Source organism: Saccharopolyspora sp. NPDC047091 (assembly GCF_040643635.1).
In the GTDB taxonomy this organism is placed as follows: domain Bacteria; phylum Actinomycetota; class Actinomycetes; order Mycobacteriales; family Pseudonocardiaceae; genus Saccharopolyspora_C.
On the sequence record NZ_JBEYUS010000085.1, the window covers coordinates 1 to 24351 of the forward strand.

Below are 24351 nucleotides of genomic sequence, written 5' to 3' on the forward strand. Positions count from 1 at the left end.
CCGGATCCCGTCCGGGCAGGTGCACATCAACGACCAGACGTTCAACGACGACGCCGGGGCTCCCTTCGGCGGTGTCGGCGCGTCCGGCTCGTCCCTGTTCGCAGGTGCGGGGCCGTCGCACGTCCGGGGCCTGGCAGGATGGGGCGCATGTTGCGCGTGGGCCTCAGCGGTGGGATCGGATCGGGCAAGTCGACGGTGGCGGCGCGGCTCGTGGAGCTGGGCGCGGTGCTGATCGACGCGGACCGGCTGGCCCGCGAGGTCGTCGAACCCGGCAGCCGGGGCCTGGCGGAACTGGTCGAGCGGTTCGGGCCGGAGATCCGCACCGCGGACGGCGCGCTGGACCGGCCGGCGCTGGCCCGGGTCGCGTTCGCCGACGAGCAGGCCCGCGCCGACCTCAACGCCATCACCCACCCCAAGATCGGCGAGCTCACCGCGCAGCGCATGGCCGAAGCCCCCGCGGACGCGATCGTGGTGCACGACGTCCCGCTGCTGGTGGAGAACGACTACGCCGCGAACTACCACCTGGTGATCATCGTGGACGCTCCGGAGGAGGAGCGGGTGCGGCGGCTGACCGCGCGCGGCCTGGACGCGGCGGACGCGCGGGCGCGGATCCGCGCGCAGGCCACCGACGAGCAGCGCCGCGAGGCCGCCGACGTGTGGCTGGACAACACCGGCCCGGTCGAGGACCTGGTCACCGCGGTGGACCGGCTGTGGTTCGACCGGCTGGTGCCCTACGAGCGCGGGGTGCGCGAGCGGCAGCGGCCGCCGCGGAAACCGCCGGTGCTCGCCGACCCCGATCCGGAGTGGCCGCGCACCGCGCGCAGGCTCGGCGCCCGCGTGCTGCGCGCGGCGGGCGAGGCCGGGCTGCGGGTCGAGCACGTCGGCTCCACCTCGGTGCCCGGATTCCCGGCGAAGGACATCATCGACCTGCAGCTGTCGGTGCGGTCGCTGGCCGACGCCGACGCGATCGCGGAGGCGCTGGCGGACGCCGGTTTCCCGGCCGACCACGGGATCCAGCGGGACAACCCGCACCCCTTCGACCCGGAGCCGGCGCACTGGAGCAAGCGCTACCACAACTCGGCCGACCCGGGCCGGCCGGTGAACTTGCACGTGCGGGTGCAGGGCGGGCCGGGCTGGTGGGTGGCGCTGCTGCTGCGGGACTGGCTGCGGGCCGATCCGGAAGCGCGCGCGGACTACCTGGCCGTGAAGCGCGAGCTCTCGGCCCGCCACGACACCCCCGAGGCCTACGCGGCGGCCAAGGACCCCTGGTTCCCCGCAGCACTCCCGAAAGCCCAGGAATGGGCGGACCGAACAGGCTGGGCCCCACCCCGGGACTGAACGAGCTAGTTCTTCCTCCTGTCAGCGGCGCAGCCGCTGAGCAGCCGACCACCAGAGCACCCGGCACCGCAGCGGGTTCTCAGCGTTCTCCTCGCGAGGACGGCGTTGTCTCCTGTGGCGGATGCCACCGGTCAAAACGGTCCCGCAGCGAGGAGAACGCTGAGGTTCCGCAACCCGCCCTGGGAGTAAAAGGACCCCCGAGAACTCACCAGAGTTCGAAGATGCCTCGGTGGGCCAGCCATTGGTTGATGTCCCGATGGCGGGTGATCTCTTCGAAGGTGCGGTGCACGGTGCGCAGCGCGTAGTCGGCTTCGCTGAGGCGGATCATTCCCGCGGAGATGGCGGTGGCGAATTCCTCGGCTTGCACGATGCGCGCGGAGCCGCGGTCCGGGACCTGCAGGCCGAGCAGCAGATCCGTCACCGTCCACGATCGGGTGTCGCGTTCGACGTGGACGACGGTGAGCATGCTCGGCTCCCGCCGGGAGTGCCTGCGCCGGGACCGGCGGCGGGTGAGCCGCAGCCCGAGGTCCGGCATCAGCCAGGTGACCTCGCCTTCGTGCGCGGGATCCTCGGGTGTGGCGCACTCCAGGGACAGTCCCCAGTGCTCCACCTGGCATCGATCGAGGGGCACGACAGCGCCGGAAGAATGCGAACGCTGCGCAGCGAACAGATCGATGATGTCGACCAGCTGAGGAGTGATTACGGCGCCCACGACTCCAGACAGTAGCGCCGATTTCGGAGTCCGTGATCGTCAGTACCGTTCTTTAACATAACTTTCCCGTCCTGGTCGGATATCGATTCGGCCCGTGCGCGGGCCGTCACCGATTCGGCGGTACGAGTGCCGGCCGGACCGCGGGATCGTGGTCGGATTGCCCGGACCAGGTGAGCTCGATGCCGAGCTCACGCAGCCAGTCGTCCAACCGGTGGCCGTGCCGGGCGAGCCCTTCCAGCGCGGTGCACGCGGCGCGCATGGCCCGTTCGGCGGTCCGCTCGTCGAGCAGTTCCGCCCGCACCGCCAGCAGGAACTCGTCGACGTCGATCAACCGCGCCTCGCGGCCGTCGGCGACCAGCAGGTCGAGGTAGTGGTCCTCGGTGCGCCACCGCCGCGGTCCGGGTTCGACGCGGGCGATGTCCACGTAGTAGTCCCACCCGTCGGCGAATCCCGGCCGGTGCTCCCAGCGGGTGATGCGGAGGTCGTGCTCGGGCAGCAGCCAGGACTGCAGCGCCCGCAGCTTCGGGTGGTCGGGCATCCCGCGGCGGAGGTAGAGGCCGAACGGCGCGCGCCGGTACTCGTCGACGTCGCGGATGATGCTCTTGGGATCGGTGTTGGTGCCCGCTTCGACGTCGAACAGTTCGACCTTCGGCGGGTGCACCGGCAGTCCGAGGCTCGCTGCGATCTCGCGTTGCGTGGTCACCCCGCCACTGTAGGTCGGGTCCGGGGTGCGGCGGCAGGGTTGAAATCCGGGACGGCGGGTGGTGCGCGCCTCGGGCGGCGGCGCGCTGTCGGTGGGGGCTCGTACCCTCGAGGACGTGGCTTTCGCGACTGAGTACCCGACCCCGGCCGACACCACCTTCCGGCCGGTCAGCGACATCCCGCGCACCGGTGGCCGCTTCCGCATGGTCAGCGACTACGACCCGTCCGGCGACCAGCCGGCGGCGATCGACGAGCTGGAACGGCGGATCAAGGCCAGCGAGGCGAACGTGGTGCTGCTGGGCGCGACGGGTACCGGCAAGTCGGCGACCACGGCGTGGCTCGTCGAGCGGTTGCAGCGGCCGACGCTGGTGCTGGAGCCGAACAAGACGCTCGCGGCGCAGATGGCGAACGAGATGCGGGAGTTCTTCCCGGACAACGCCGTCGAGTACTTCGTCAGCTACTACGACTACTACCAGCCCGAGGCGTACGTCCCGCAGACCGACACCTACATCGAGAAGGACTCGTCGATCAACGAGGACGTGGAGCGGCTGCGGCACTCGGCGACCTCGAACCTGCTGAGCAGGCGGGACTGCGTGGTCGTGTCCTCGGTGTCCTGCATCTACGGCCTGGGCACGCCGCAGTCGTACCTGGACCGCTCGATCGCGCTGGAGGTCGGCGGGGAGATCGACCGGGACATGCTGCTGCGCGCGCTGGTGGACGTGCAGTACACCCGCAACGACATCGCGTTCGCCCGCGGCACCTTCCGGGTGCGCGGCGACACGGTCGAGGTGATCCCGGCGTACGAGGAGCTGGCGGTGCGCGTCGAGCTGTTCGGCGACGAGATCGAGCGGCTCTACTACCTGCACCCGCTGACCGGCGAGATCGTCCGCGAGGTCGACGAGGTGCGGATCTTCCCGGCGACCCACTACGTGGCGGGGCCGGAGCGGATGGAGAAGGCGATCCGCGGCATCGAGGGCGAGCTGGAGGAGCAGCTGGGGAAGCTGGAGAAGCAGAACAAGCTCCTCGAGGCCCAGCGGCTGCGGATGCGCACCCAGTACGACATCGAGATGATGCGCCAGGTCGGCTTCTGCTCCGGCATCGAGAACTACTCGCGGCACATCGACGGCCGCGAGGCGGGGACGGCGCCCGCGACCTTGCTGGACTACTTCCCGGACGACTTCCTGCTGGTCATCGACGAGTCGCACCAGACGGTGCCGCAGGTGGGCGGCATGTACGAGGGCGACATGTCCCGCAAGCGCACCCTGGTCGAGCACGGCTTCCGGCTGCCCAGTGCGATGGACAACCGGCCGTTGACCTGGGAGGAGTTCACCGACCGCATCGGGCAGACGCTGTACCTGTCGGCGACGCCCGGCCCGTACGAGATGGGGCGGGCCGGCGGCGAGTTCGTCGAGCAGGTGATCCGCCCGACCGGGCTGGTCGACCCGGAGGTCGTGGTGAAGCCGACCGAAGGGCAGATCGACGACCTGGTCGGCGAGATCCGCGACCGCGCCGAGCGCGACGAGCGGGTGCTGGTGACGACGCTGACGAAGAAGATGGCCGAGGACCTCACCGACTACTTCCTGGAGCTGGGCGTGCGGGTGCGCTACCTGCACTCGGAGGTGGACACGCTGCGGCGGGTGGAGCTGCTGCGGCAGCTGCGGCTCGGCGAGTTCGACGTGCTGGTCGGCATCAACCTGCTGCGGGAGGGCCTGGACCTGCCGGAGGTGTCGCTGGTGGCGATCCTGGACGCCGACAAGGAGGGCTTCCTGCGCTCCGGGACGAGCCTGGTGCAGACGATCGGCCGCGCGGCGCGCAACGTCTCCGGCCAGGTGCACATGTACGCCGACAAGATCACCGATTCGATGCAGCACGCCATCGACGAGACGAACCGGCGCCGCGCCAAGCAGATCGCCTACAACACCGAGCGCGGCATCGATCCGCAGCCGCTGCGCAAGAAGATCGCCGACATCCTGGACCGGGTCTACACCGAGTCCGAGGACACCGAGGAGTCGGTGGCGGTCGGTGGCTCCGGCCGCAACTCCTCGCGCGGGAAGAAGCCCAGCGGGGAGGCGGTGGCCTCGTCCGGCGTGCTGGAGGGGCGCGACACCAGCTCGATGCCGCGGGCGGAGCTGGCGGACTTGGTGCAGCAGCTCAACGACCAGATGATGAACGCGGCGCGCGAGCTGCAGTTCGAGCTGGCGGCGCGGCTGCGCGACGAGATCCACGACCTGAAGAAGGAACTGCGCGGCATGGACGCCGCGGGCATCAAGTAGGTCCCGGCCCGCGCCGGGGCGGTGGCGGGTTCGGGGCGCCTGCGAGCGCCCCCGCGTGCGCGGCAGACCCGCGTCCGGCAGTGGGAGCGCGCCGCGGCTGCCGCGCACCGGTCGGTCGCACCGGCGGGCCGGGTGGCGTTCACCGCGGACGGGGTCGACGACCGCGGTGACGTGCACGACGCACAGCTGCTGGGATCGGTACCGGACGGCGGCGACCCGCGGCAGCTACCGGTGGCAAACCAGGTGAACGACCCACCCGACCAACTTCGCTGGGCGAGTGGGTCATTCACCTGGCCAGGACCGCCGGGTGAATGGCCCATTCGACCGGCCTCGGTGGGCGAGTGGCCCATTCACCCGGGTAGGACGGCCGGGTGAGTGGGCCATTGACCTGGGTAGGGCGGTCAGGTGAGTGGGCCATTCACCTGGGAAGGATCGCTGGGTGAGTGGCCCGTTCGGCCGGCCTCGGTGGGCGAGTGGGCCATTCGCCTGGGTAGGGCGGCTGGGCGGGTGGGGCGCTCGACCAACGTTGGGGGTCGGTTCGGTGAAGGTGGGGCGCGGACGTTGGCGAACAGGGGATCTCGGCGGCGGCGAACTCGTCGGGTTCTCGGTGGGGGCGGCGGTGCCATCGGGAGGAGGCGGTGGCCGTGCGGTGCGCGGGAGTGGTGATGCGTTCGCGGTGGTATTCGCCCGGATGCTTCTTTTCGTCGTTCGCTCTTGTGGAATATGACCGGCGTGAACGTGCACCATTCGGCGGTGGCAATTTCCGATCTTGATGACGTTGTCGATCTTTCTCAATCGGGGTGGCCGAATTGTGCGTGCGGGCGGGTTTGCGCTGCTCCAGCGGCGGATGTGACGGCTGAGGATTGGCCCGATCGGGTTCCACTGCCTGGCGGTATCGTCTTTCCGATAAAAGAGCGTTGACCGGTCGGTCCGGATCTTTGTAATCTCCTTTTCTCGCTCTTCCGGGAGTGGTGGGGAATTGCCCGGGGGAGTCGTGCAGCGCGGATCGGGGGATCTCATGGTGCGGCACGCGAGCGGACCGTTGTGCGGGCGCGACCGGGAACTGCGGTTGGTCCGGGAATTCCTGGCGCGCCCGGAACGGGATGGAATCCCGGCGAGCCGGCCGGTTCCCGTCCTCGTTTTCTGCGGTACCGGCGGCACCGGGAAGACGGCGCTGCTCGACGAGCTCGCCGCCCGGATGGACGGCAACGTGCCGTGCGCCCGGTTCGACTGCGCGCGGCTCGACGGCTCATCGGTGCCGCGGGCGCTGGCCGACCTCGCCGCTCAGCTCAGCAGGCCCTGCGAGGGCTACGGGACGCTGGAGTTCCCCCGGTTCATCGCGGGCCACCTCGCCCTCGGGCCGCACCTGGACCTCACCGGCTGGCCCGCCGCGCGCAGGCAGGTCGAGGAGTCGCTGGCCACCTACCCGAAGATCAGCGACCCGCCGCAGTTCCTGGCCTCGCTCGCGGCCGGAGCGCCCACCGCCGCGGTCCCGGGGGCCGCCGCGGTGGGCGGGCACCTGCCGGACCTGGTGCTGACCGGCATCAACGCATTGCGGCGCGCCCGGTGGCAGTGGGGCGACGAGCGGGCCTGGTACGGGCACCAGGACCGGGGGCTCGACCGCGATCCGGTGGACGTGCTGGTCGACCTCAACCGCAAGGCCCGCGCGAGCGATCCGGAGGTCGTGCAGGAAGTGGGCGACGTGCTGTGGGCCGCGTTCCTGGCGGACCTGCGGGACGGGTTCCGCAGCGGGTGGGCGGCCGATCGCCGCACGCTGAACTGCGTTGTGCTGCTCGACGACGCGGATGCCGCCCCGGAACTGCTGCGGGGACTGGAAGCCGCGCGCAGGCGGCGCGGGACGGCCGCGACCGAGGACCCGGACCCGCTGACCGCGGTGGCCACCGCGAACGTCGACCCGCTCGCGCGCGGCGGCCCGGTGCCGATCGACGTCGCGGGCTACGCGGACCACCTCGCCCGCTCGGCGGCGAACCGCACGCCCGGCTCGTACCCGGTGCTGCTGGGCGACCTCAGCGCCGACGCGGTCGCCGACATGGCGGCGCCGCTGGGGCCGGTGCTGGGGAACGCTCGGCGCGTCGTCGCGATGCTGCACGGCTTCGCGCACGGGCACCCGCGCACCACCCGGATGCTGCTGGACGCGATCGCGGAGCACGGCGCGGACCCGGCCGACCTGCACGAGCTGCTCGCGGGACCGCTGTCGGTCGGGGCGGGTTCGGACCGGGTGGAGGCCCTCGCGCTGAAGGCGTTCCTGCGGGGGGTTCCGCTGACCGGCCTGGAAGACCTGATCACCTGCTCCGCGGCGCGGAACTTCGCGGAAGGGCAGCGGCTGGCCGAGTACCGGCCGATGCTGGCGTCGGCGGACCCGCGGCCGGTGGTGCTCGAAGCGGCGTGGTGGCCGTGCTCCGTCGACGCGGACCAGGTGATGGTCCCGGTGCTGCGCAGGCTGCTGCTGCGCAGGCTCGCCGCCCGCGGTCCGGGCGAGCGCGCCGACTGGGAATCGGTGCACCGCTGGCTGCGCAGCCACTGCGAGCAGGACCACGACCTCGCCGGGGAGCTGCACTTCGCCTTGGCGCTCGGCGAGATCGAACAGGTGACGCGGCGGCTCGCGGACCTGCTGGACCAGATGCCCGCCGCGACATGGCTGGCGCTGCTGCGGTCGGTGTGCGCCGCGCCCAGCCGGGACACGAGCGGGCAAGCCCCGGTCGAGCGGGTCCGCGACCTGACCAGGTGGGTCATGCCGCGCGACCTGCCGGTGGCCCCGCTGGCCCGGCTCGTCGCCGCGAAGTGGGTGGCGGCCGATCCGCTCGGCGGTGCCCGCAAGCACGAGCTGAACAGCGAGATCGCAGTCGACCTCGACGACGTCGCGCCGTACGCGCGCGACGGCCTCCCGGAGTTGCGGGCCGAGGCGGACAAGTACCGGTGAACACCGGCGTGCAGGAGGAAGCCTTGAACACGGTGCTGGATACGAGCTTCACCCGGCCGCGGTCGAACCGGGAGTCCGCGCGACAGCGGCGGCGGCGGTGGCTGGCCGCGTTCCTGACCGCCGGGCTGACGTGCGGCGTAGTGCTGGCGGTGTACTCGAACGGGTGGCGAGCGGTGTCGTACGCGCACTGCGGTGCGGGCGAGTGGGTGAGCCCGGCCGGCCTGCGCACGGCCGGTGTCGCCGCGGACGACGCCGGGGCCGCGGAGTGCATCGGAGTGTCGGCCTCGTCGAACTTCGGTGTCGACGCGCTGAGCCCGGTGATGGCGAGGTTCGACCAGCAGAACCGGGACGCCGCGGCCGATCCGGCCCGCAAGACGGTGACGGTGGCCGTGCTGACCCCGGTGCCGAAGCACGCCTTCGGGGCCGCGTCCGAAGACCAGGTGCGCGACCTGCTCGAAGGTGCCGCCCAAGCGCAGCACGACGTCAACGAGGGGCCCCAAGGACCCGCCGTGCAGGTCGTGGTCGCCAACGAGGGATCCGCGGAGCAGGGCTGGGCGCCGGTCGTCGACCAGCTCGTGCGCCGGACCGGGTCGGAGTCCCCGCTGGTCGCGGTCACCGGGCTCGGGGTGAGCGTCAAGGAGACCCTGCTGGGGGCGCACGCGCTCTCGGACGCCGACATCCCGATGGTGGGGGCGGTGCTCACCGCCAACGGCCTGAACGCGCGAGGGGTCGTGGAGGACTTCGACGGCGGGGACGAGGTGCCGAGCGGTCCGATCGACGGGTTCTTCCTCGTCAGCCCGAACAACCGGCGCGAAGCGGAGGCGTTGGCGGACCGGCTGGAGGAGGAACGGGGGAAGTCGTCCTACCAGCTGGTCAGGGACCTCAACCGGGACGACTTCTACACGGTCGGCCTGGCGAACTCCCTGCAGGCGGCGTTCGGGAGCCAGGTGAGCGAGTTCCCGATCACCTTCGCCGGCAACGCGGGCGAGGACGAGATCTCCTTCTCGTTGGAGAACGCGGCCGATCGCGCGTGCGCCAGCGGGGACGACGCGGTGCTGTACGGCGGGCGGGCGTCCCAGCTGCTGCCGTTCCTGAAGCAGCTGCCGACCTGCCAGCGGCCGATGACGGTGATCACCGGATCGGACGCGGCGAACCTGGACCCGGCGGAGGTGCCCGCCCAGGTGCGGGTGGTCTACGCGGCGCTGGCGGACCCGGACGCGCTCCGATCGCCGAAGTTCAACCCGCGCGCGGCCGACTTCGAGCAGTTCGGCGAGCGGTTCCACGCGGCGCCCGGCAGCGGGGCGAACCTCGCCAACGGCTGGGCGATCATGGAGTACGACGCGATGAAGGCCGCGGCCGCGGGCATCGCGAGGGCGGTCAAGGGCCGCCAGGACCGCGTACCGGACCCGGTGTCGGTGACCGGCGGGATCAGCGGGTATTCCGACCCGGACCACCGGATCGGTGGGGCGGGGGACGGCTTCTACTTCGACATGACGACCGGGGAACCGCGTGGCCGGGCCATCCACGTCGTGGAGATCGACGACCGGAAGCGGGCTCCGCTGCGCACCGCGTACTGACCGAGCCGGGCACCGGAACGCCCGGGGCGGACCGCCCCGGGCGTCTCGCCGCACGGGCTCACGCGAAGGCGCTGAGCCCCGTGATGGACTTGCCGACGATGAGGGTGTTCATCTCGCGGCTGCCCTCGAAGGAGTAGACGGCCTCGGCGTCGGCGAAGAACTTCGCGACCTCGTAGTCGAGGACGATGCCGTTGCCGCCGAACAGCTCCCGCGCCCAGCCCACGACCTCGCGCATCCGGGTGGTGGTGAACGCCTTCGCCAGCGCGGCCTGCTCGGCGCCCGCCTTGCCCTGCTCGGTGAGCTGGTTGAGCCGGACCACCATGCCGAACATGGCGGTGATGTTGCCGAGCATCTTCACCAGCAGGTCCTGGATCATCTGGAACCCGCCGATGGGCTTGCCGAACTGCTCGCGGCTCACCGCGTACTCGCGGGCGAGCTCGTAGGCGCGCATCGCGAGGCCCAGTGCCTGCCAGGCGACGCCGCCGCGGGTGCGGGCGAGGACCTTCGCGGTGTCCCGGAAGCTGTTGATGTTCTGCAGCCGGTCGGACTCGGGCACCCGGGCGTCCGCGAAGACGATGTCGGCGTTCTGCACGGTGCGCAGCGCGATCTTGCCTTCGATCTTGGTCGCGGTGACGCCGGGCGTGTCCTTGCCGACGACGAAGCCCTTCACCTGGCCGTCGGCCTCGTCGCGGGCCCACACGACGATGATGTCGGCGAAGGTCCCGTTGCCGATCCAGCGCTTGGCGCCGTTGAGCACCCACTCGTCGCCTTCGCGGCGCGCGGTGGTGCGCATGCCGCCCGCGACGTCGGAGCCGCCCTCGGGTTCGGTGAGCGCGAACGCGCCGATCTTGCGCATGGCGACCATGTCCGGCATCCAGCGGTCCCGCTGTTCCTGGTCGCCGCCGCCCTGGATGCTGCCCATCGCGAGTCCGGTGTGGACACCGGAGAAGACGGCCAGCGACGGGTCGATGCGGTTGAGCTCGATGCTGAGGAAGCCGGGGAACAGCGAGCTGCGCTCCACGCCGTCGCCGTGCTCGGGGTACTGGTAGCCGGCGAGGCCGAGCTTGGCGAACTTCTCGATCGCCTCGAACGGGAATTCCGCCTTGTCCCACGCCGGGTTGGCCAGCGGGGCGATCTCGCGCTGCAGGTAGTCGCGGATCTCGGCGAGTTCGGCGCGCTCGGAATCGCTGAGCAGCTCGGCGAATCCGAAGAAGTCCGGATCGGTGTTGATCTTCTTGGGCATCGTGGCCCTCTCTCTGCGAATGGCCGGGGTGGGGGTGTCCCGGCCGGTCAGTTCCGGTCGGTGCCGTCCGCTTCCGCGTCCAGCGCGGCGTTGATGGCGTTGTGCTTGCGGTCGCGGGACTCCGAGCGCTCCAGGTAGGCGTGCGGGCCTGCGCCGTAGGCGGATTCGGTCTGGCCGACGATCTCCTCGATGGCGGCGGGCGTCAGCTCGGGGCGACCCAGCTCCTTCCACTGCTCGGCCATGCGCAGCCCGAGGTGGCTCATCATGTGCCGGATGCCGCCGGGACCGCCGCCGAGGTGGAAGCTCTCGAACGGTCCGATCGTGGCGTAGCGGCCGCCGAGCGACGCCTTCATCACGGTGTCCAGTTCGGACGCCGAGACCACGCCGTCCAGGACCAGGCTGACGGCCTCCTGCATGATCGCGCCCTGCAACCGGTTCGCGGCGAACCCGGGAAGCTCCTTGTGTAGCCGCACCGGGGTCTTGCCGAGTTCGCGGTAGAACTCGATGGTCGCCTGCACGACGTCCTCGCCGGTGCGCTCGCCCGGCACCACCTCGACCAGCGGTACCACGTGCGGCGGGTTGAACGGGTGCGCGATGAGCACGCGCGCGGCGGTCTCCGCGGGCAGCTGCTCGGCGATGTCGGTGGCGATGATGCCGGAGCTCGACGAGGCCAGCACCGCGTAGGCGGGGGCGTGCCGGGCGATCTCGGCGAACAGCTCCTGCTTGAAGTCCAGCCGTTCCGGGCCGTTCTCCTGCACCAGGTCGACGCCCTGCACCGCCTCCGGCATCGAGGAGGAGACCTCGATGCGGGTGAGCAGGTCGGCGGCCGAAGCGCCCGGGATGCCCGCGGCGATCGACGGCATGGCCTCGCCGAGCACCTGCGCGAGGTCTTCGCGCGGATCGGTCAGCCGCACCCGCATCCCGCGGGAGGCGAACAGCGCCGCCCAGGACAGGCCGATGGTGCCCGCGCCGACGACCGCGACCGACTTCCACCGGAGCTCGTTGCTCGTCATGGGATTTCGCTCCTTCACTCGGCGAGGTAATCGTGGACCGGGGTCGCGGCGCCCAGCGTCAGGTCGGTGACGACGTGGCTGGCGGAGACGACCTCGCGCACCGGCAGGTCCGCCAGCGGCGCCAGCACGTGCTCGAACAGCTGGAGCCGGGCCGGGCCGGTGTGGGCTTCCTTGACGGTGATGTCGGTGATCTGCGAGCGGATCAGCTCGCACACCCGGGGTTCCCGCCCGTACCCGGGGACGATCTTGAGCATGAACGAGGGCACCGTGATCTCGGCCTTCGCCTGCTCCAGGTCCAGCGGGCGGTGCTTGTAGCCCATGGTCGCGGTGGCGACCCGCTGCGTGCCGTAGTCCAGGGTGCCCACCAGCGCCCCCTCGTCGGGGAACAGCGCGGGCGAACCCAGCACCTTCGGGTAGGCGCTGGCCTCGCGTCCCGCGGCGGTGGCGGCGAAGCTGTCCAGGTACATGGCGTGCAGGTATTCGCCGCGTTCGGCGCCGAGGCGCACCGGGATCGCCTGGCCGCACTCCACGTACGGGCCGAACGAGGTGACCTCGCCCATCTTCATGATCTCGAAGCGCACCAGCGGCTCATCGATCTCCAGCGGTTCCGGGACCACCGCGCGCAGCGCCTCGGGGTCGGTCCGGTACACGACGTTGAGGTACTCGCGGTCGGTGAACCGGGGCACCGCCGCGGCGTAGGCGGGTGCGGTGAGCGGGGTGGTGGGGCTCTGCAGGATCTGCTCGCGGTTCAACGACCGGTCTCCTTCGTGCGCGGGTTGTCGCCGGGATTCCCCGATGGGGGCTGCGGTAAAGCTCAGCGCCTGCCGAGCTCGCGCAGCACCTCGTCGGTGTGCTGGCCGGGCAGCGGTGCGTGGCTGCGGATCGAGGCGGGGGTGGCCGAGAAGTTCATCGGCACCCCGATGGCCCGGTAGGAGCCTTCGCTGGGGTGCTCGGCCAGGTCGAGCAGGTGGCCGCCGCGGACGTAGTCGTCGGCCGCCGCCTCGTCGAGCTTGAGCACCGGGCCGACGGGGATGCTGTGCTTGGTGCACACGTCGATCCACTCGGCGGTGGTGAGGTTCGGGGTGACCGACTCGATGAGCTCGGCGAGCGCTTCGCCGTCGTTGATGGCGTCCAGGATCTCGCCGTTGACCCGCGGGTCCGCCGCGAGGTCGGAGCGCCCGGCCGCGTGGAACAGGTCGCGGCAGTTCTCCGGGCTGTAGGGGATGATCATCGCGTAACCGTCCTTGGTGGGACGGGCGCGGTGGCCCTTGTTCATCGAGGGGGCGAACCCGGTCGGTCCCATCGGCGGCTCGAACGCGGCGCCCTGCAGGTGCTCGACCAGGTTGAACGCGAGCAGCGTGTCGGCCATCGGCACCTCGACCAGCTGACCCTCACCGGTGGCGCGCTGGTGGTGCAGCGCGGCGAGCGCGGTGTAGGCGATGGTCAGCGCCGCGACCTTGTCGGCGAAGATGCTGGGCAGCACGACGGGCGCGCCGATGTCCCCGGACCGCGCGGCGAGGTCCAGCAGCCCGGACGCGGCCTGCACGGTCTCGTCGTAGGCGGCGAGGTCGGCGCGGTCGGAGTCGGGGCGGAAGCCCTGCGCGTGCGCGTAGATGAGGTGCGGGAACCGCTCGGCGAGGCTCTGGTGGTCCATTTCGAGCCTGCGCAGCGCGCCGATCCGCATGTTGGTGATGAGGATGTCCGCGCCGCCGATGAGCTCCAGCGCGGTGGCGTGGTCGGCTTCGTCCTTGAGGTTCAGCGCCACGCTGCGCTTGTTGCGGTTGACGTTGAGGTTCAACGGCGTCATGCCCGGGGTGCGGTGCAGGGTGCCGTTGCGGACGGTGTCCTTCGGCGACTCGATCTTGATGACGTCGGCGCCGAGGTCGCCGAGGATCTGGGCCGCGTACGGGCCCATCACCACGGTGGCCATGTCGATGACCCGGACACCTGCCAGCGGACCGGTCCGGCCCGAGGTGGCGGGTGCGTCGGCGGGGGCTGTCATGGCTGCGGAGTTCCTCTCGCGCGGATTCATTAGCTTCACTAACGACGCTACGAGCGGGTTCGGCGAGCGGCAATCGATCGGTGCGCCCGATCGGAGAACAACGGCGTGACCGCCGCGGTCATACCACGACAGCGCTCTGACCAGGGATTTCGCCCTCCGGTCCCGCGGTCTGTCGGTGCCGCCGTCCACAATGATCAGCACACCGCACGAACCGAGGAGGCGCAGTGCTGACCACGCCGGGATTCCCCGCCGGAACGCTCGACGACGAGGGCTGTCCGGTCTGGACGACGTCGCTGTACGGGCCCGACCACCTGATGTTCTACCTGGTGCGGGACCTCGAACCCGCCGCCGCGCTGGAGGTGCTCGGCGCCGACCCGGCGCGGGCCGTGCCCTGCCCGCTGCCCGCCGAAGCCCCCGCCGAGCTCGACGCCCGCTCGCTGCCCGCCACCGTCCTCGACTCCGAAGCGGAGACCGTGCTGCTGGCCGGGCGGGTGCGCGGCTGGACCTTCGTCATGGACGACGCCAACACCACCGAGGACCTCGGCGACGACCCCGCCACCGCGCTCTCCGCCGCGGCGGGCGGACCGGCGGTGTCGCTGCACATCGACATCAACGCCCTCAACCGGCTCTGCTACGCCGAGGGCGGGGAAGCGGTGTTCAGCACCGACTTCGACAACGTCGAGAGCGACGTGGCCGAACTGCCCGCCGACGCGCCCGCGGCCGTGCGTGCCGCGATCGACGCGGCCGGGAACCTCGAGGAGCTCATCGAGGACGACCAGGACGATCCGACGAGCCGCGACTTCGCGTTCCTCGACCGCCTGGCCTGCGCGCTCGCCGGTGCGAACTGGACCTACGACGAGCTCCGCGCCGCCGAACCCATCGCCGTCGAACTGGACTGAGCCGGGACCGCGCCGGTCAGGAGAGGGCTTCGAGGGCTCCGGCGACCAGGTCGGCGAGCTCCCCGCCCGGCTCGGCGCGGTCCGCGCGCCAGATCAAGCCCGTCGCCAGCACCGGATCGATGTCCGCGAACGGGAGCACCACCACCCGGTCGTGCTCCCACGGGCGGCCCATCTGGTTCTGCGGGTCCAGCATCGAGATCGCGAACGCCCCGCCGTTCGCCACGAACTCACCGGTGCCCGAGTAGTCCCTGGTGCTCAGCGTGGTGCGGCGGTGGATGCCCGCCGCGGTCAGCTGCACCTCCAGCTGGTCGAAGTACGTCGGGGACAGGCCCGAACCCGGTCGCGCGTAGACGTGGCCGGTCAGCTCGGACAGCGACACCGACTCGCGGCCCGCGAACTCGGCGGCGGGCAGCACCGCGCCCAGCGGTTCCCGCATCACCTCGCGGACCTCCACGCCCTCCGCGTGCGCGGGCAGGTGCACCAGCGCCAGCTCCAGCTCGCGGCGCCGAACCTGCTCCACCAGGTCCAGGCTGCCGCCCGGCCAGCGCCGCACCTCGCAGCCCGCCGTGCGGTCGAAGTCGCGCAACCGGTCCCGCAGCCGCGGGTGCAGGCCCGGCGGCACGCCCACGTGCACGATGCGCTGCTGGGTGCCCAGCTCCTGGCGCAACCGGCCCGGGATGTCGTCGAACCGGGTCAGCACCTCGGTGGCCAGCGGCAGCAGGGCGCTGCCCGCCGCGGTGAGGTTCACGCTGTGCGAATCGCGGTCGAACAGCCGGACGCCCAGCTCGCGCTCCAGGTCGCGGATCCGCCTGCTCAGCGGCGACACCGCCATGTGCAGCTGGCGCGCCGCCTTCGAGAAGCTCAGGTTCTCGGCGACGGCCGCGAAGTAGCGCAGGTGGAACACCTCCATGTGCCGCAGCCTATTACCCCGTTCGGCCACGCCCCGCCCCGCCCGATCAGCTGGTGATGTCCTTGCGCCGGAAGCTCCAGTGCGCCAGCAGCACGAACACCGCCGCGTACACCAGCGACGAGCACGCCCCGTTCGCCATGCCCGTCCAGTCGACCTCCTCGGCCAGCAGATCGCCCCACGCGTACGCGTAGTGCGTCGGCAGGAACGAGCGCAGCCCGCCCAGCGCCGAGATCTGGTCCAGGATCTGCGACAGGATCGACACCAGCACCGCGCCGCCCACCGCGCCCAGCGGCGCATCGGTGCTCACGCTCAGCCACAGCGCCAGCCCGGCGACCCAGCTCAACTGCACCGCCAGGTACAGCACCGCCAGCACCAGGGTCAGCAGGCCCACCGGGAACGACAGCACGCTGCCGCTCGGCGTCACCAGCTCACCCGTGCCGTACCAGAACAGGCCCGCCGCCAGCGCCATCGCGGGCAGCAACGCGATCCCCAGCAGCGACAGCAGCGCCGCCACCACCGCCTTCTGCCGCAGCAGCCGCCCGCGCGGAACCGGTGCGGCCAGCAGGTAGCGCAGGCTCGACCAGGAGGCCTCGCTGGCCACCGTGTCGCCGAAGAACAACGCCACCACCAGGACCAGCAGGAACCCTCCCGAGGAGGACACCGCGAACGCGGTGAAGTTCAACCCGCCGGAGGTCGCCATCCCGGACAGGTCCGCGGTCCGCGGCACCGAACCGTCGTCGCCGATCTCGAACGCGGCGAGCAGCAGCAGCGGCAGCAGCACCAGGAAGCCCAGCGCCAGCCGCGTCCGCCGCCTGCCCGCCTGCCGGGCCAGCTCCACCCGCACCGGCAGCGTCCGGCGCACCTGGTAGCCCTGCACGCTGCCGTCGGGCTGGGTGGGGTCCTGCGCGCTGACCGGCAGCGCGGCCGCGGTCTCCTCGTCCGCCGCCGGGGGCGGGTCGACGACCGCGGCCGGGATGCTCTCGACGACGCCGGTGCCGGGTCGCCCGCCGGTGGGGCGCTCGGTCCCGTCCGGCCCCGCGGGCCTCGGGTCGTCCGCCCCCGCGGACCTAGGGTCGTCCGGTTCGGCGGGCCGAGGCGCGTCCGGCCCGGCGGACCGGGGCTCGTCCGGTTCCCAGGTGGGGCTGGTCCAGTCCCTGGGGGAATCGTCGCGGGGTCCGTAGCCGTCGCGGTGCCCGTGATCGTCGCGGTACCCGTGCTCGCCGTGGCGTTCGGCATCGCCGCGATGCCGACCGCCGTCGTGGTCCGGGCCCGACCGGCCGGAACCGGCGGCCTCCGGTACCGGGAGGTCGAGGTCCAGGTCGTCGGGGACGGCGTCCGCCCGCTCCGGCGGCACGTCCCAGGTGAGCTCGGCCGGGTCGACGTCGCGCTCACCCGGTGGATCGTCCGGCAGCATCGCGTCCGAACCCCACAGCTGGCCGCGCGGCTCGGCGGAATCCCCGCCGAGCAGGCCGCCGGACTCCAGGGCGCGGGCGATCGCCGCCCGGTGCCGCTCGGACTCCGACGACAGCGGCTCGGTCTCCCGCCCGCCCGCGTCGGCCCACGGCTCGTCCGCCGAGGAGTCCGGGGCCGCCGGCCCGCTGGACCGTTCCGGCATCAGCGCTGCTCCTCTCCGACCAGGTTCAGGAATGCGTCCTCCAGCCTGCGCCGCGGACCCACCTGGTCCACCGCCACCCCCGAGATCACCAGCGCGTTCACCGCGATCGACCGGTCGTGCCCGCGCAGGTCGGCGTGCACCAGCTCGCCGTCCACCTCCACCGCGCCGAGCCCTTCCAGCGCCCGCAGCGCCGCCGCGGCCCGCGCCGGGTCGTCGACGCGGAAGGTGGCCTGCCCGTCCACCGACACGACGTCGGCGACGCTGCCGGAGGTGACCACCTCGCCGCGGTGCATCACGATCACGTGCGTGCAGGTCTGCTCCACCTCGGACAGCAGGTGGCTGGACAGCAGCACGCAGCGGCCGGTCGCCGCGTAGCGGCGCAGGATCTCGCGCATCTGGTGGATCTGCGGTGGGTCCAGCCGGTTCGTCGGCTCGTCCAGCACCAGCAGGTCCGGCAGCCCGAGCATGGCCTGCGCGATCGCCAGCCGCTGCTGGGTGCCCTGGCTGAACGTGGCGGTGCGCCGGTGCGCGTGCTCGCCGAGGCCCGCGATGTGCACGACCTCGTCGAACCGGGCCTGCAGCATCGGCCTGCCGGTCGCCGCCCAGTAGTGCTTCAGGCTCTCCAGCCCGGTCAGGTGCGGCGGGAAACCGGGGGACTCCACCAGCGACCCGATCCGGGACAGCACCGGAGCGCCCGGCTCGACCCGGTGCCCGAAGACGCGGACCTCCCCGGACGTCGGGTGCAGCAGTCCCAGCAGCAGCCGCAGCGTCGTCGTCTTGCCCGCGCCGTTCGGGCCGAGCAGGCCCACGATCTGGCCGCGCTCCACCCGCATCGACACCCCGCGCAGCGCGGTGACCTTGCGCGGGAACGTCTTGGTGAGCTCGCTGATCTCCAGCGGCGGGCCGGTGACCTCGGCCTCCGCGGCGGGCGCGTAGCCGCGCCGCAGCCGGGTGAACAGCCAGCCGAGCCCGCCGAGCAGGGCGACCGCGGCGATCCCGGAGACCGGGACGACGGGGAACGTGCCGCCGGTGGTGCTGGTGCCCTTCACCGACGGCACCGACAGCGCCCGCGGCCCCGCCAGGTCCACCCGGTGCACCGCGGTCGCCGTCGGCACCGCGTAGGCCTGGTCGGTGGTGCTCACGGCGAGCTCCAGCCGGTGCCCGCTCTCGACCGAGTGCACCACGCCGGGCAGCGCCACGTTCACCTCGACCGGCGTGCCGTCCGGGCGCAGGCCGGTCACGTGCATCGGGGCGACCGAGTCGCCGAGCAGTTCGCGGCGGCCCTCGCGGTCCACGTCGTAGAGCTTCGCGAACAGCACCGCGTCCCCGGTGGTGGGCTGGCCGGGTTCGGCGGCCACCGACAGCCGGGTCTGCGGCACCCCGGAGATCAGCATCCGGGAGGACATCGGCTCGGTGCCGAACACCGCGACCTGCCGCGGCAGGTCGTACGGTTCGGCCCCGCGGCCCTGCTGCCCCGGCAGCGAGCTCAGCGCGCCCGGGGTACCGCCCGGCGGGTTCAGCACCGTGGTGGCCTGCCCGCGCAGGTCCAGCGAGAACCGCGGGGTGCGGTCCGAGTGCACGCCCGGGTAGTCGGGGGCGGACACGGTGCGCACCGGCACCTCGCCGTCCGCGCGGGCGGTGCCCGCGATGTCGAACCGGAACCGGTCGCCCGGCGCGGGCGCCCCGCCGGAGCCCAGGTGGAAGGCGAACCAGTCGGCGATCCGGGACTGCACGCGCGGCCCCGGCGCCGCGCCGTCGTGCCCGCCCGCGAACCACACCATGCTCACGTCCCCGCCTGCGGCGGCGATCTGGCGCGCGTTCGCATCGGCCTGGTCCAGGCCGAACAGGGTGTCCTGGGTGCCCTGGGCCAGCAGCGTCGGGATGCGGATGTTCCCGGTCACCGAGCTCGGCGACACCGAGGCGAGCAACCGCCGGGTCGCGGGGGAGGCGCGGCCGGTGCGCGCCAGCTCGCCGTACGCGGCGCACACGTCCGGGGCGAAGTTCCCGCAGGCCACCGAGGAGCCGTCGGCGGGCGAGGGCCCGCCCGGGTTGAACAGCCGGCCCGCCCAGGCGCGCCGGAACACGCCCTCCGGGCCCGCGGTGCCGTGCGCGGGCGTGTCGGCGGGGGAGTCCGCGCCGCTCGCCGCGTTCGGCAGCAGCGCCTGGCCGAGGTCGTTGTAGGTCATCACCGGCGCGATCGCGTCCACCCGCGGATCGCTGCCCGCCACCAGCAGGCTCAGCGCGCCGCCGTAGGAGACGCCGGTGAACCCGACCCGCGGGTCGCTCTCGCCGTCCCGCTGCACCTCGGGCTGCCGCGCCAGCCAGTCCACGATCTGGTGGGCGTCGGAGACCTCGTAGTCCGCGGCGTTGAGCCGGATCCGCCCGCTGCTGCCGCCGAATCCCCGCGCCGAGTAGGTCAGCACCGCGAACCCGCGCCGCACCAGGTCCCGCGCCTGCTCGTCCGCATCCGTCTTGTCCCCGCCGATGCCGTGCGCGATCACCACCGCGGGCGCGGGAGTGGCGGCGGGCGCGTAGAGGGTCGAGTCGATCTGGATGCGCTCCCGGCCGTCCGGCCCGTCCTGCACGTCGATCAGCGCCTGGCGCGGGGCCGGCGCGGCCGGGGTGGGGCGCTCACCGGACCAGAGCGCCGCCAGCCCTGCGATCAGCAGCACGACGATCACGATGAGCAGCAGGAACGGCCTGCTGCGGCGGGGGAGCGGGGGCACGGGCCCGACAGTAGGGGAAAGAGGCGGCAACGGTTTCATCCTGAGTCGGGTCAGGGCGAAGACGCTATGAAGCAGCAACCGAACAGAAATCCGGCCGTCCGCCGCGGCGTCACCCTCGCGATCGTCGTGTCGTTCGGTGCACTGCCGCATCCCCGAGTGCGGGCGCGGTGATCATAACCGCGTCCCGCACCACGTCCATCGCCCGTTCGTTCGAGCGCCGCTGGTTCGGGCGATGGGATTGCTCACACGCAGATACCGGTACCCCGGTTCGGGTGGTCCTGTGACCAGGGCATTGCCCCGACCGGTAGCTCGCCGTAGCCTTCCGGCTGCATTCGGGGCGATCAACCCGGGCTGGTGTTCGAAGCAGTGCATAAGTGACAATCTTGGCAACGTTGTGGAGGGGAGTATTCCTTCGCGGCGGCATCGTCATCACGGCCCCACCGGTTGCCTCGAAGCTCCCGTTGGGACCCGGTGCCGTCGACCGGTCGGAAACATCGCCGGTGGAAGAGACCTCCGGTCCCGGCGCACGCCCTGAACCGGAGGTAATCGATGGGTGCCGAGCTGACCTTGGTGGCGCAGCAGGCTCAGAAGACGGCCGACTCCTTGAACGTTCACTGGTGGGTCTGGGCGGCGACGCTGGGCGGTCTCGCCTTGCTGCTGCTGATCGACCTGGTGATCGTCGACCGCAAGCCGCACGAGGTGACCACCGGCGAGGCCGCTCGGTGGGTGACCTTCTACATCGCCTGCGCGATCGTGTTCGGCATCGGTGTGTGGATCTTCGGTGATCAGCATTTCGCGATCGAGTACTTCACCGGGTACATCACCGAGTACTCGCTGAGCGTCGACAACCTGTTCATCTTCATGGTGATCATGTCGAGCTTCGCGGTGCCGACGATCCACCAGCACCGGGTGCTGCTGATCGGCATCCTGCTGGCGCTGGTGATGCGCGGCGCGTTCATCGCGGTCGGTGCCGCGCTGATCGAGCGGTTCGTGTGGGTCTTCTTCGTCTTCGGAGCGTTCCTGATCTGGACCGCGATCGGCATGATCCGGAACAAGGACGAGGACGAGGAGTACAAGGAGAACATCGTCGTCCGGTGGGTCCGGAAGGTCTTCCCGGTCACCGACGACTACCACGAGACCAAGTCCGTGGTGAAGATCGACGGCAAGCGGTTCCTCACCCCGATGTTCGTGGTGATCGTCGCCATCGGCAGCGCCGACCTGCTGTTCGCGGTCGACTCCATCCCGGCGATCTTCGGCATCACCCAGGACCCGTTCCTGGTGTTCGCCGCGAACGCCTTCGCGCTGATGGGCCTCCGGCAGCTGTACTTCCTGCTGGGCGGGCTGGTCGACAAGCTGGTGTACCTCAACATCGGGCTGTCGATCATCCTCGGCTTCATCGGCATCAAGCTGGTGGTGCACGCGCTGCACGAGTACCACGCGGTGCCCGAGTGGCTGGACATCAACAACTGGATGTCGCTGGGCGTCATCATCGGCGTGCTGGTGATCACCACGGTGGCCAGCCTGGCGAAGGCCCGCAAGGACGAGGCGGCGACGGCTCCGGCGGAGCCCGAGACCAAGCCCTGATCGCGCTCGGCGGCCGCGCCGCCGACGAGATCGAGACCGCGAACCGCGCGGCATCCCGACGACCGGGGTGCCGCGCGGTTCCGCGTTCGGGGCCGGTCGGCGCGGATCAGTCCGCGGGCATCGCGTAGTCCTGCTGGCGCCACGCCTCGTACACGGCCACCGCCGCCGAGTTCGCCAGGTTCATCGACCGGATGCCCGGCAGCATCGGGATCCGCACCCGGTCGGTGATCCGGTCGGAACCGGAGATCTCCGCGGGCAGGCCCGCCGACTCCGGGCCGAACAGCAGCACGTCACCCGGCCGGTAGCGGACCTGCTCCAGCGAGGTCGTCGCGCCCGTGGTGAACGCGAACACCCGCTGCGGGTCCAGCTCCGCCAGCAGCGATTCCCAATCGTCGTGCACCCGCAGCACCGCCCGGTCCCGGTAGTCCAGGCCCGCCCGGCGCAGCCGCGCGTCCTCCACGCCGAACCCCAGCGGCCGCACCAGGTGCAGCGCGCAGCCGGAACCGGCCGCCATCCGGATGGCGTTCCCCGTGTTGCCGGGGATCTCGGGGTGGTAGAAGACGACGTCGAACACGCGGGGTCCTTTCACGTTCGCTGCCCGCCGCATCGTAGTGACCCCGTCCGCGCCGCCCGGATCGCCGACCAGGTGCGCGGGCCCGTCGCCGTGCTCTGGTAGAGAAGTGCGCATGGCGGGGCGCGGGACCAACACGACGACGAAGGCCGAGCGCACGGCCGCACCCGCGCTGCCGGTGGCGAGCGTGCTGGTGGAGGTGTCGCTGCCCGCGCACCTGGACCGCACCTTCGACTACCTGATCCCGGACCGGCTGCACGAGGCCGCCGTCGTCGGCTGCCGGGTGCGGGTGCGGTTCCGCGGCAAGCTCGTCGACGGATATCTGCTGGAGCGCAAGGAGAACTCGGACTTCACCGGCACGCTGCAGTGGGTGGACCGGGTGATCTCTTCCGAGGTGGTGCTGCCGCCGCGGCTGCTGGAGCTGTGCCGCGCCGTCGCCGCCCGCTACGGCGGGATGCTCGCCGACGTGGTGCGGCTCGCCGTGCCGCCCCGGCACGCGCGCGCCGAGAAGCAGACCGCCGAACCCGCGCCCGCCCCGGAACGGCCGGACGTCGCGGCGTGGCAGCGCTACCAGCACGGACCCGCGCTGCTGGAGGCCGTGCACGCGGGCAAACCGGCCCGCGCGGTGTGGCAGGCGCTGCCCGGGGAACAGTGGACCGACCGGCTCGCCGAAGCCGCCGCCACGGCCGCGTCGGCCGGGCGGGGCGTGCTCGTGGTGGTGCCGGACCACCGCGACGTCACCCGGCTGCACGCCGCCTGCGCTCGCGCGATCGGGGAGGCCGGGGTCGTCGCGCTCACCTCGGAGCTCGGGCCGGGGGAGCGGTACAAGCGGTGGCTGGCGGTGCTGCGCGGCGCGGTGCGCGTGGTCATCGGCACCCGCGCCGCCATGTTCGCTCCGGTGCACGACCTCGGGCTGGTCGTGGTGTGGGACGACGGCGACGCGATGCACAGCTACCCGCAGATGCCCTACCCGCACGCGCGGGACGTGCTCACCCACCGGGCGCACGCCGCCGGGGCCGCGGTGCTCGTCGCCGGGTTCGCCCGGACCGCGGAGGCCGCGCTGCTGGTGGAGACCGGCTGGGCGCAGCAGGTCGTCGGCACCCGCGACCAGGTGCGGGCCGTCGCGCCGCGGGTGGTGGCGATCGGTGCCGACGACACCCAGCTGGCCCGCGACCCGGCGGCCCGCGCGGCCCGGCTGCCGTCGGTGGCGTTCGACGCGGCCCGCGCGGCGCTGCGCGACGGGGCCCCGGTGCTGGTGCAGGTCCCGCGCCGCGGGTACGTGCCCGCGCTGGCCTGCGGGGACTGCCGGGAGCAGGCGCGCTGCCGCCGCTGCGCCGGTCCGCTGGGACTGCCCGGCGGGACCGAGGACGGGGCGCCGAAGCCGGCGGCCTGCCGCTGGTGCGGGGCCGCGGAGGCCGCGTTCCGCTGCGGGTCGTGCGGCTCGCGGCGGCTGCGGGCGATCGCGATCGGCGCCGGGCGCACCGCCGAGGAACTGGGACGGGCGTTCAGCGGCGTCGCGGTCCGCACCTCCGGCGGCGGGGAGATCTTGTCCAGCGTGCCCGCGAAACCGGCGCTGATCGTGTGCACGCCCGGCGCCGAACCGGTCGCCGACGGCGGCTACGGGGCGGCGCTGCTGCTGGACGGGCGCACCCTGCTGTCCCGCCCGGAGCTGCGCGCCACCGAGGAGACGCTGCGGCTGTGGTTCGCCGCGGCGGCGATGGTGCGGCCCGCGCAGGACGGCGGCCGGGTGGTGGTGATGGCCGATTCCACGCTGCAACCGGTGCAGGCGCTGGTGCGCTGGGACCCGGCCTGGCACGCGTCGATCGAACTGGCCGGGCGCGCCGAGCTCGGCTTCCCGCCCGCGATGCGGGTCGCGGCGGTGGACGGCACGCCGGACGCGGTGAACGACCTGCTGGACCACCTGGAACTGCCCGGCACCGGCGAGATCCTGGGGCCGGTGCCGCTGGGCGAGGTCGACGAGGACGGCGGTTCCGAGCAGGAACGCGCACTGGTGCGGGTCACCCGTCCGGAGGGGCGCGAGCTCGCGGCCGCGCTGCACGCGGCGCAGTCGACCCGCGCCTCCCGCAGGCCGGCCGAACGGGTCAAGATCAGGGTCGACCCGCTCGAACTCCTCTGAGCACCCCGCTCCACCCGAGGTGAGTGGCCCATTCGCCCCATGACACTGGGCGAATGGGCCACACACCCCCCGCCGGGTGCGGCGCACCGATCCCAAGAAAAACCACCG

17 protein-coding genes are annotated in these 24351 nt (G+C 72.2%); 7 read left to right on the forward strand and 10 right to left on the reverse strand.

Annotated elements, in window-relative coordinates; all coding sequences use genetic code 11:
• Positions 1-147 precede the first annotated feature (147 nt).
• On the forward strand, positions 148-1338 hold the full coding sequence (gene coaE / locus ABZ805_RS26055) for a dephospho-CoA kinase (RefSeq protein WP_358445494.1): 1191 nt from the start codon (positions 148-150) through the stop codon (positions 1336-1338).
• A 205-nt stretch (positions 1339-1543) separates the two neighbouring features.
• On the opposite strand, the gene ABZ805_RS26060 is transcribed toward coaE, so the two are convergent.
• Both ABZ805_RS26060 and ABZ805_RS26065 read right to left on the reverse strand, forming a co-directional pair.
• Positions 1544-1969, reverse strand: a complete 426-nt coding sequence (locus ABZ805_RS26060; RefSeq protein ID WP_358445497.1) for a hypothetical protein — start codon at positions 1967-1969, stop codon at positions 1544-1546.
• A 187-nt stretch (positions 1970-2156) separates the two neighbouring features.
• Positions 2157-2753: a DUF402 domain-containing protein gene (locus ABZ805_RS26065; protein ID WP_358445500.1), complete on the reverse strand. Its 597-nt coding sequence runs from the start codon at positions 2751-2753 to the stop codon at positions 2157-2159.
• A gap of 115 nt (positions 2754-2868) precedes the next feature.
• Between ABZ805_RS26065 and uvrB the strand changes: the two genes are divergently transcribed.
• From uvrB to ABZ805_RS26080, 3 genes are all read left to right on the forward strand, one after another.
• Complete coding sequence (gene uvrB, locus ABZ805_RS26070) at positions 2869-5025, forward strand: excinuclease ABC subunit UvrB (RefSeq protein ID WP_358445503.1); 2157 nt, start codon at positions 2869-2871, stop codon at positions 5023-5025.
• A gap of 1018 nt (positions 5026-6043) precedes the next feature.
• The gene (locus ABZ805_RS26075) at positions 6044-7966 is read left to right on the forward strand and encodes a hypothetical protein (RefSeq protein WP_358445505.1); all 1923 of its coding nucleotides are present in this window, start codon (positions 6044-6046) and stop codon (positions 7964-7966) included.
• A 23-nt stretch (positions 7967-7989) separates the two neighbouring features.
• Positions 7990-9543, forward strand: coding sequence for a hypothetical protein (locus tag ABZ805_RS26080; RefSeq protein WP_358445508.1), 1554 nt, complete (start codon positions 7990-7992; stop codon positions 9541-9543).
• Positions 9544-9601: 58 nt separating this feature from the next.
• On the opposite strand, the gene ABZ805_RS26085 is transcribed toward ABZ805_RS26080, so the two are convergent.
• From ABZ805_RS26085 to ABZ805_RS26100, 4 genes are all read right to left on the reverse strand, one after another.
• The gene (locus ABZ805_RS26085) at positions 9602-10786 is read right to left on the reverse strand and encodes an acyl-CoA dehydrogenase family protein (protein WP_358445511.1); all 1185 of its coding nucleotides are present in this window, start codon (positions 10784-10786) and stop codon (positions 9602-9604) included.
• A gap of 47 nt (positions 10787-10833) precedes the next feature.
• Positions 10834-11799 carry a 3-hydroxyacyl-CoA dehydrogenase NAD-binding domain-containing protein gene (locus ABZ805_RS26090; protein WP_358445514.1) on the reverse strand — a complete coding sequence of 322 codons (966 nt, stop codon included), beginning with the start codon at positions 11797-11799 and terminating at the stop codon, positions 10834-10836.
• 14 nt (positions 11800-11813) lie between these two features.
• The gene (locus ABZ805_RS26095) at positions 11814-12551 is read right to left on the reverse strand and encodes an acetoacetate decarboxylase (protein ID WP_358445517.1); all 738 of its coding nucleotides are present in this window, start codon (positions 12549-12551) and stop codon (positions 11814-11816) included.
• A 62-nt stretch (positions 12552-12613) separates the two neighbouring features.
• On the reverse strand, positions 12614-13801 hold the full coding sequence (locus ABZ805_RS26100; protein ID WP_358445519.1) for a CoA transferase: 1188 nt from the start codon (positions 13799-13801) through the stop codon (positions 12614-12616).
• Positions 13802-14025: 224 nt separating this feature from the next.
• Here ABZ805_RS26100 and ABZ805_RS26105 point away from each other — a divergent pair, with 224 nt between their 5' ends.
• Positions 14026-14700 (forward strand): DUF6461 domain-containing protein, encoded by a 675-nt coding sequence (locus tag ABZ805_RS26105; protein WP_358445522.1) that lies wholly within the window; start codon positions 14026-14028, stop codon positions 14698-14700.
• A gap of 16 nt (positions 14701-14716) precedes the next feature.
• Here ABZ805_RS26105 and ABZ805_RS26110 read toward each other — a convergent pair whose 3' ends face one another.
• The 3 genes from ABZ805_RS26110 to ABZ805_RS26120 are packed head-to-tail and all read right to left on the reverse strand — an operon-like array spanning position 14717 to position 19951.
• Complete coding sequence (locus tag ABZ805_RS26110; protein WP_358445525.1) at positions 14717-15610, reverse strand: LysR family transcriptional regulator; 894 nt, start codon at positions 15608-15610, stop codon at positions 14717-14719.
• A 46-nt stretch (positions 15611-15656) separates the two neighbouring features.
• The gene (locus ABZ805_RS26115; RefSeq protein ID WP_358445528.1) at positions 15657-17225 is read right to left on the reverse strand and encodes an ABC transporter permease subunit; all 1569 of its coding nucleotides are present in this window, start codon (positions 17223-17225) and stop codon (positions 15657-15659) included.
• Positions 17225-19951 carry an alpha/beta fold hydrolase gene (locus ABZ805_RS26120; protein WP_358445530.1) on the reverse strand — a complete coding sequence of 909 codons (2727 nt, stop codon included), beginning with the start codon at positions 19949-19951 and terminating at the stop codon, positions 17225-17227. The genes ABZ805_RS26115 and ABZ805_RS26120 overlap by 1 nt, the downstream gene beginning before the upstream one ends.
• A gap of 603 nt (positions 19952-20554) precedes the next feature.
• Here ABZ805_RS26120 and ABZ805_RS26125 point away from each other — a divergent pair.
• Positions 20555-21535, forward strand: a complete 981-nt coding sequence (locus tag ABZ805_RS26125) for a TerC family protein (RefSeq protein WP_358445538.1) — start codon at positions 20555-20557, stop codon at positions 21533-21535.
• Between the two features lie 106 nt (positions 21536-21641).
• Here ABZ805_RS26125 and ABZ805_RS26130 read toward each other — a convergent pair whose 3' ends face one another.
• Positions 21642-22109 carry a tRNA (cytidine(34)-2'-O)-methyltransferase gene (locus ABZ805_RS26130; RefSeq protein ID WP_358445533.1) on the reverse strand — a complete coding sequence of 156 codons (468 nt, stop codon included), beginning with the start codon at positions 22107-22109 and terminating at the stop codon, positions 21642-21644.
• A gap of 112 nt (positions 22110-22221) precedes the next feature.
• Between ABZ805_RS26130 and ABZ805_RS26135 the strand changes: the two genes are divergently transcribed.
• Positions 22222-24243, forward strand: coding sequence for a primosomal protein N' (locus ABZ805_RS26135; protein WP_358445536.1), 2022 nt, complete (start codon positions 22222-22224; stop codon positions 24241-24243).
• Positions 24244-24351: the final 108 nt, after the last annotated feature.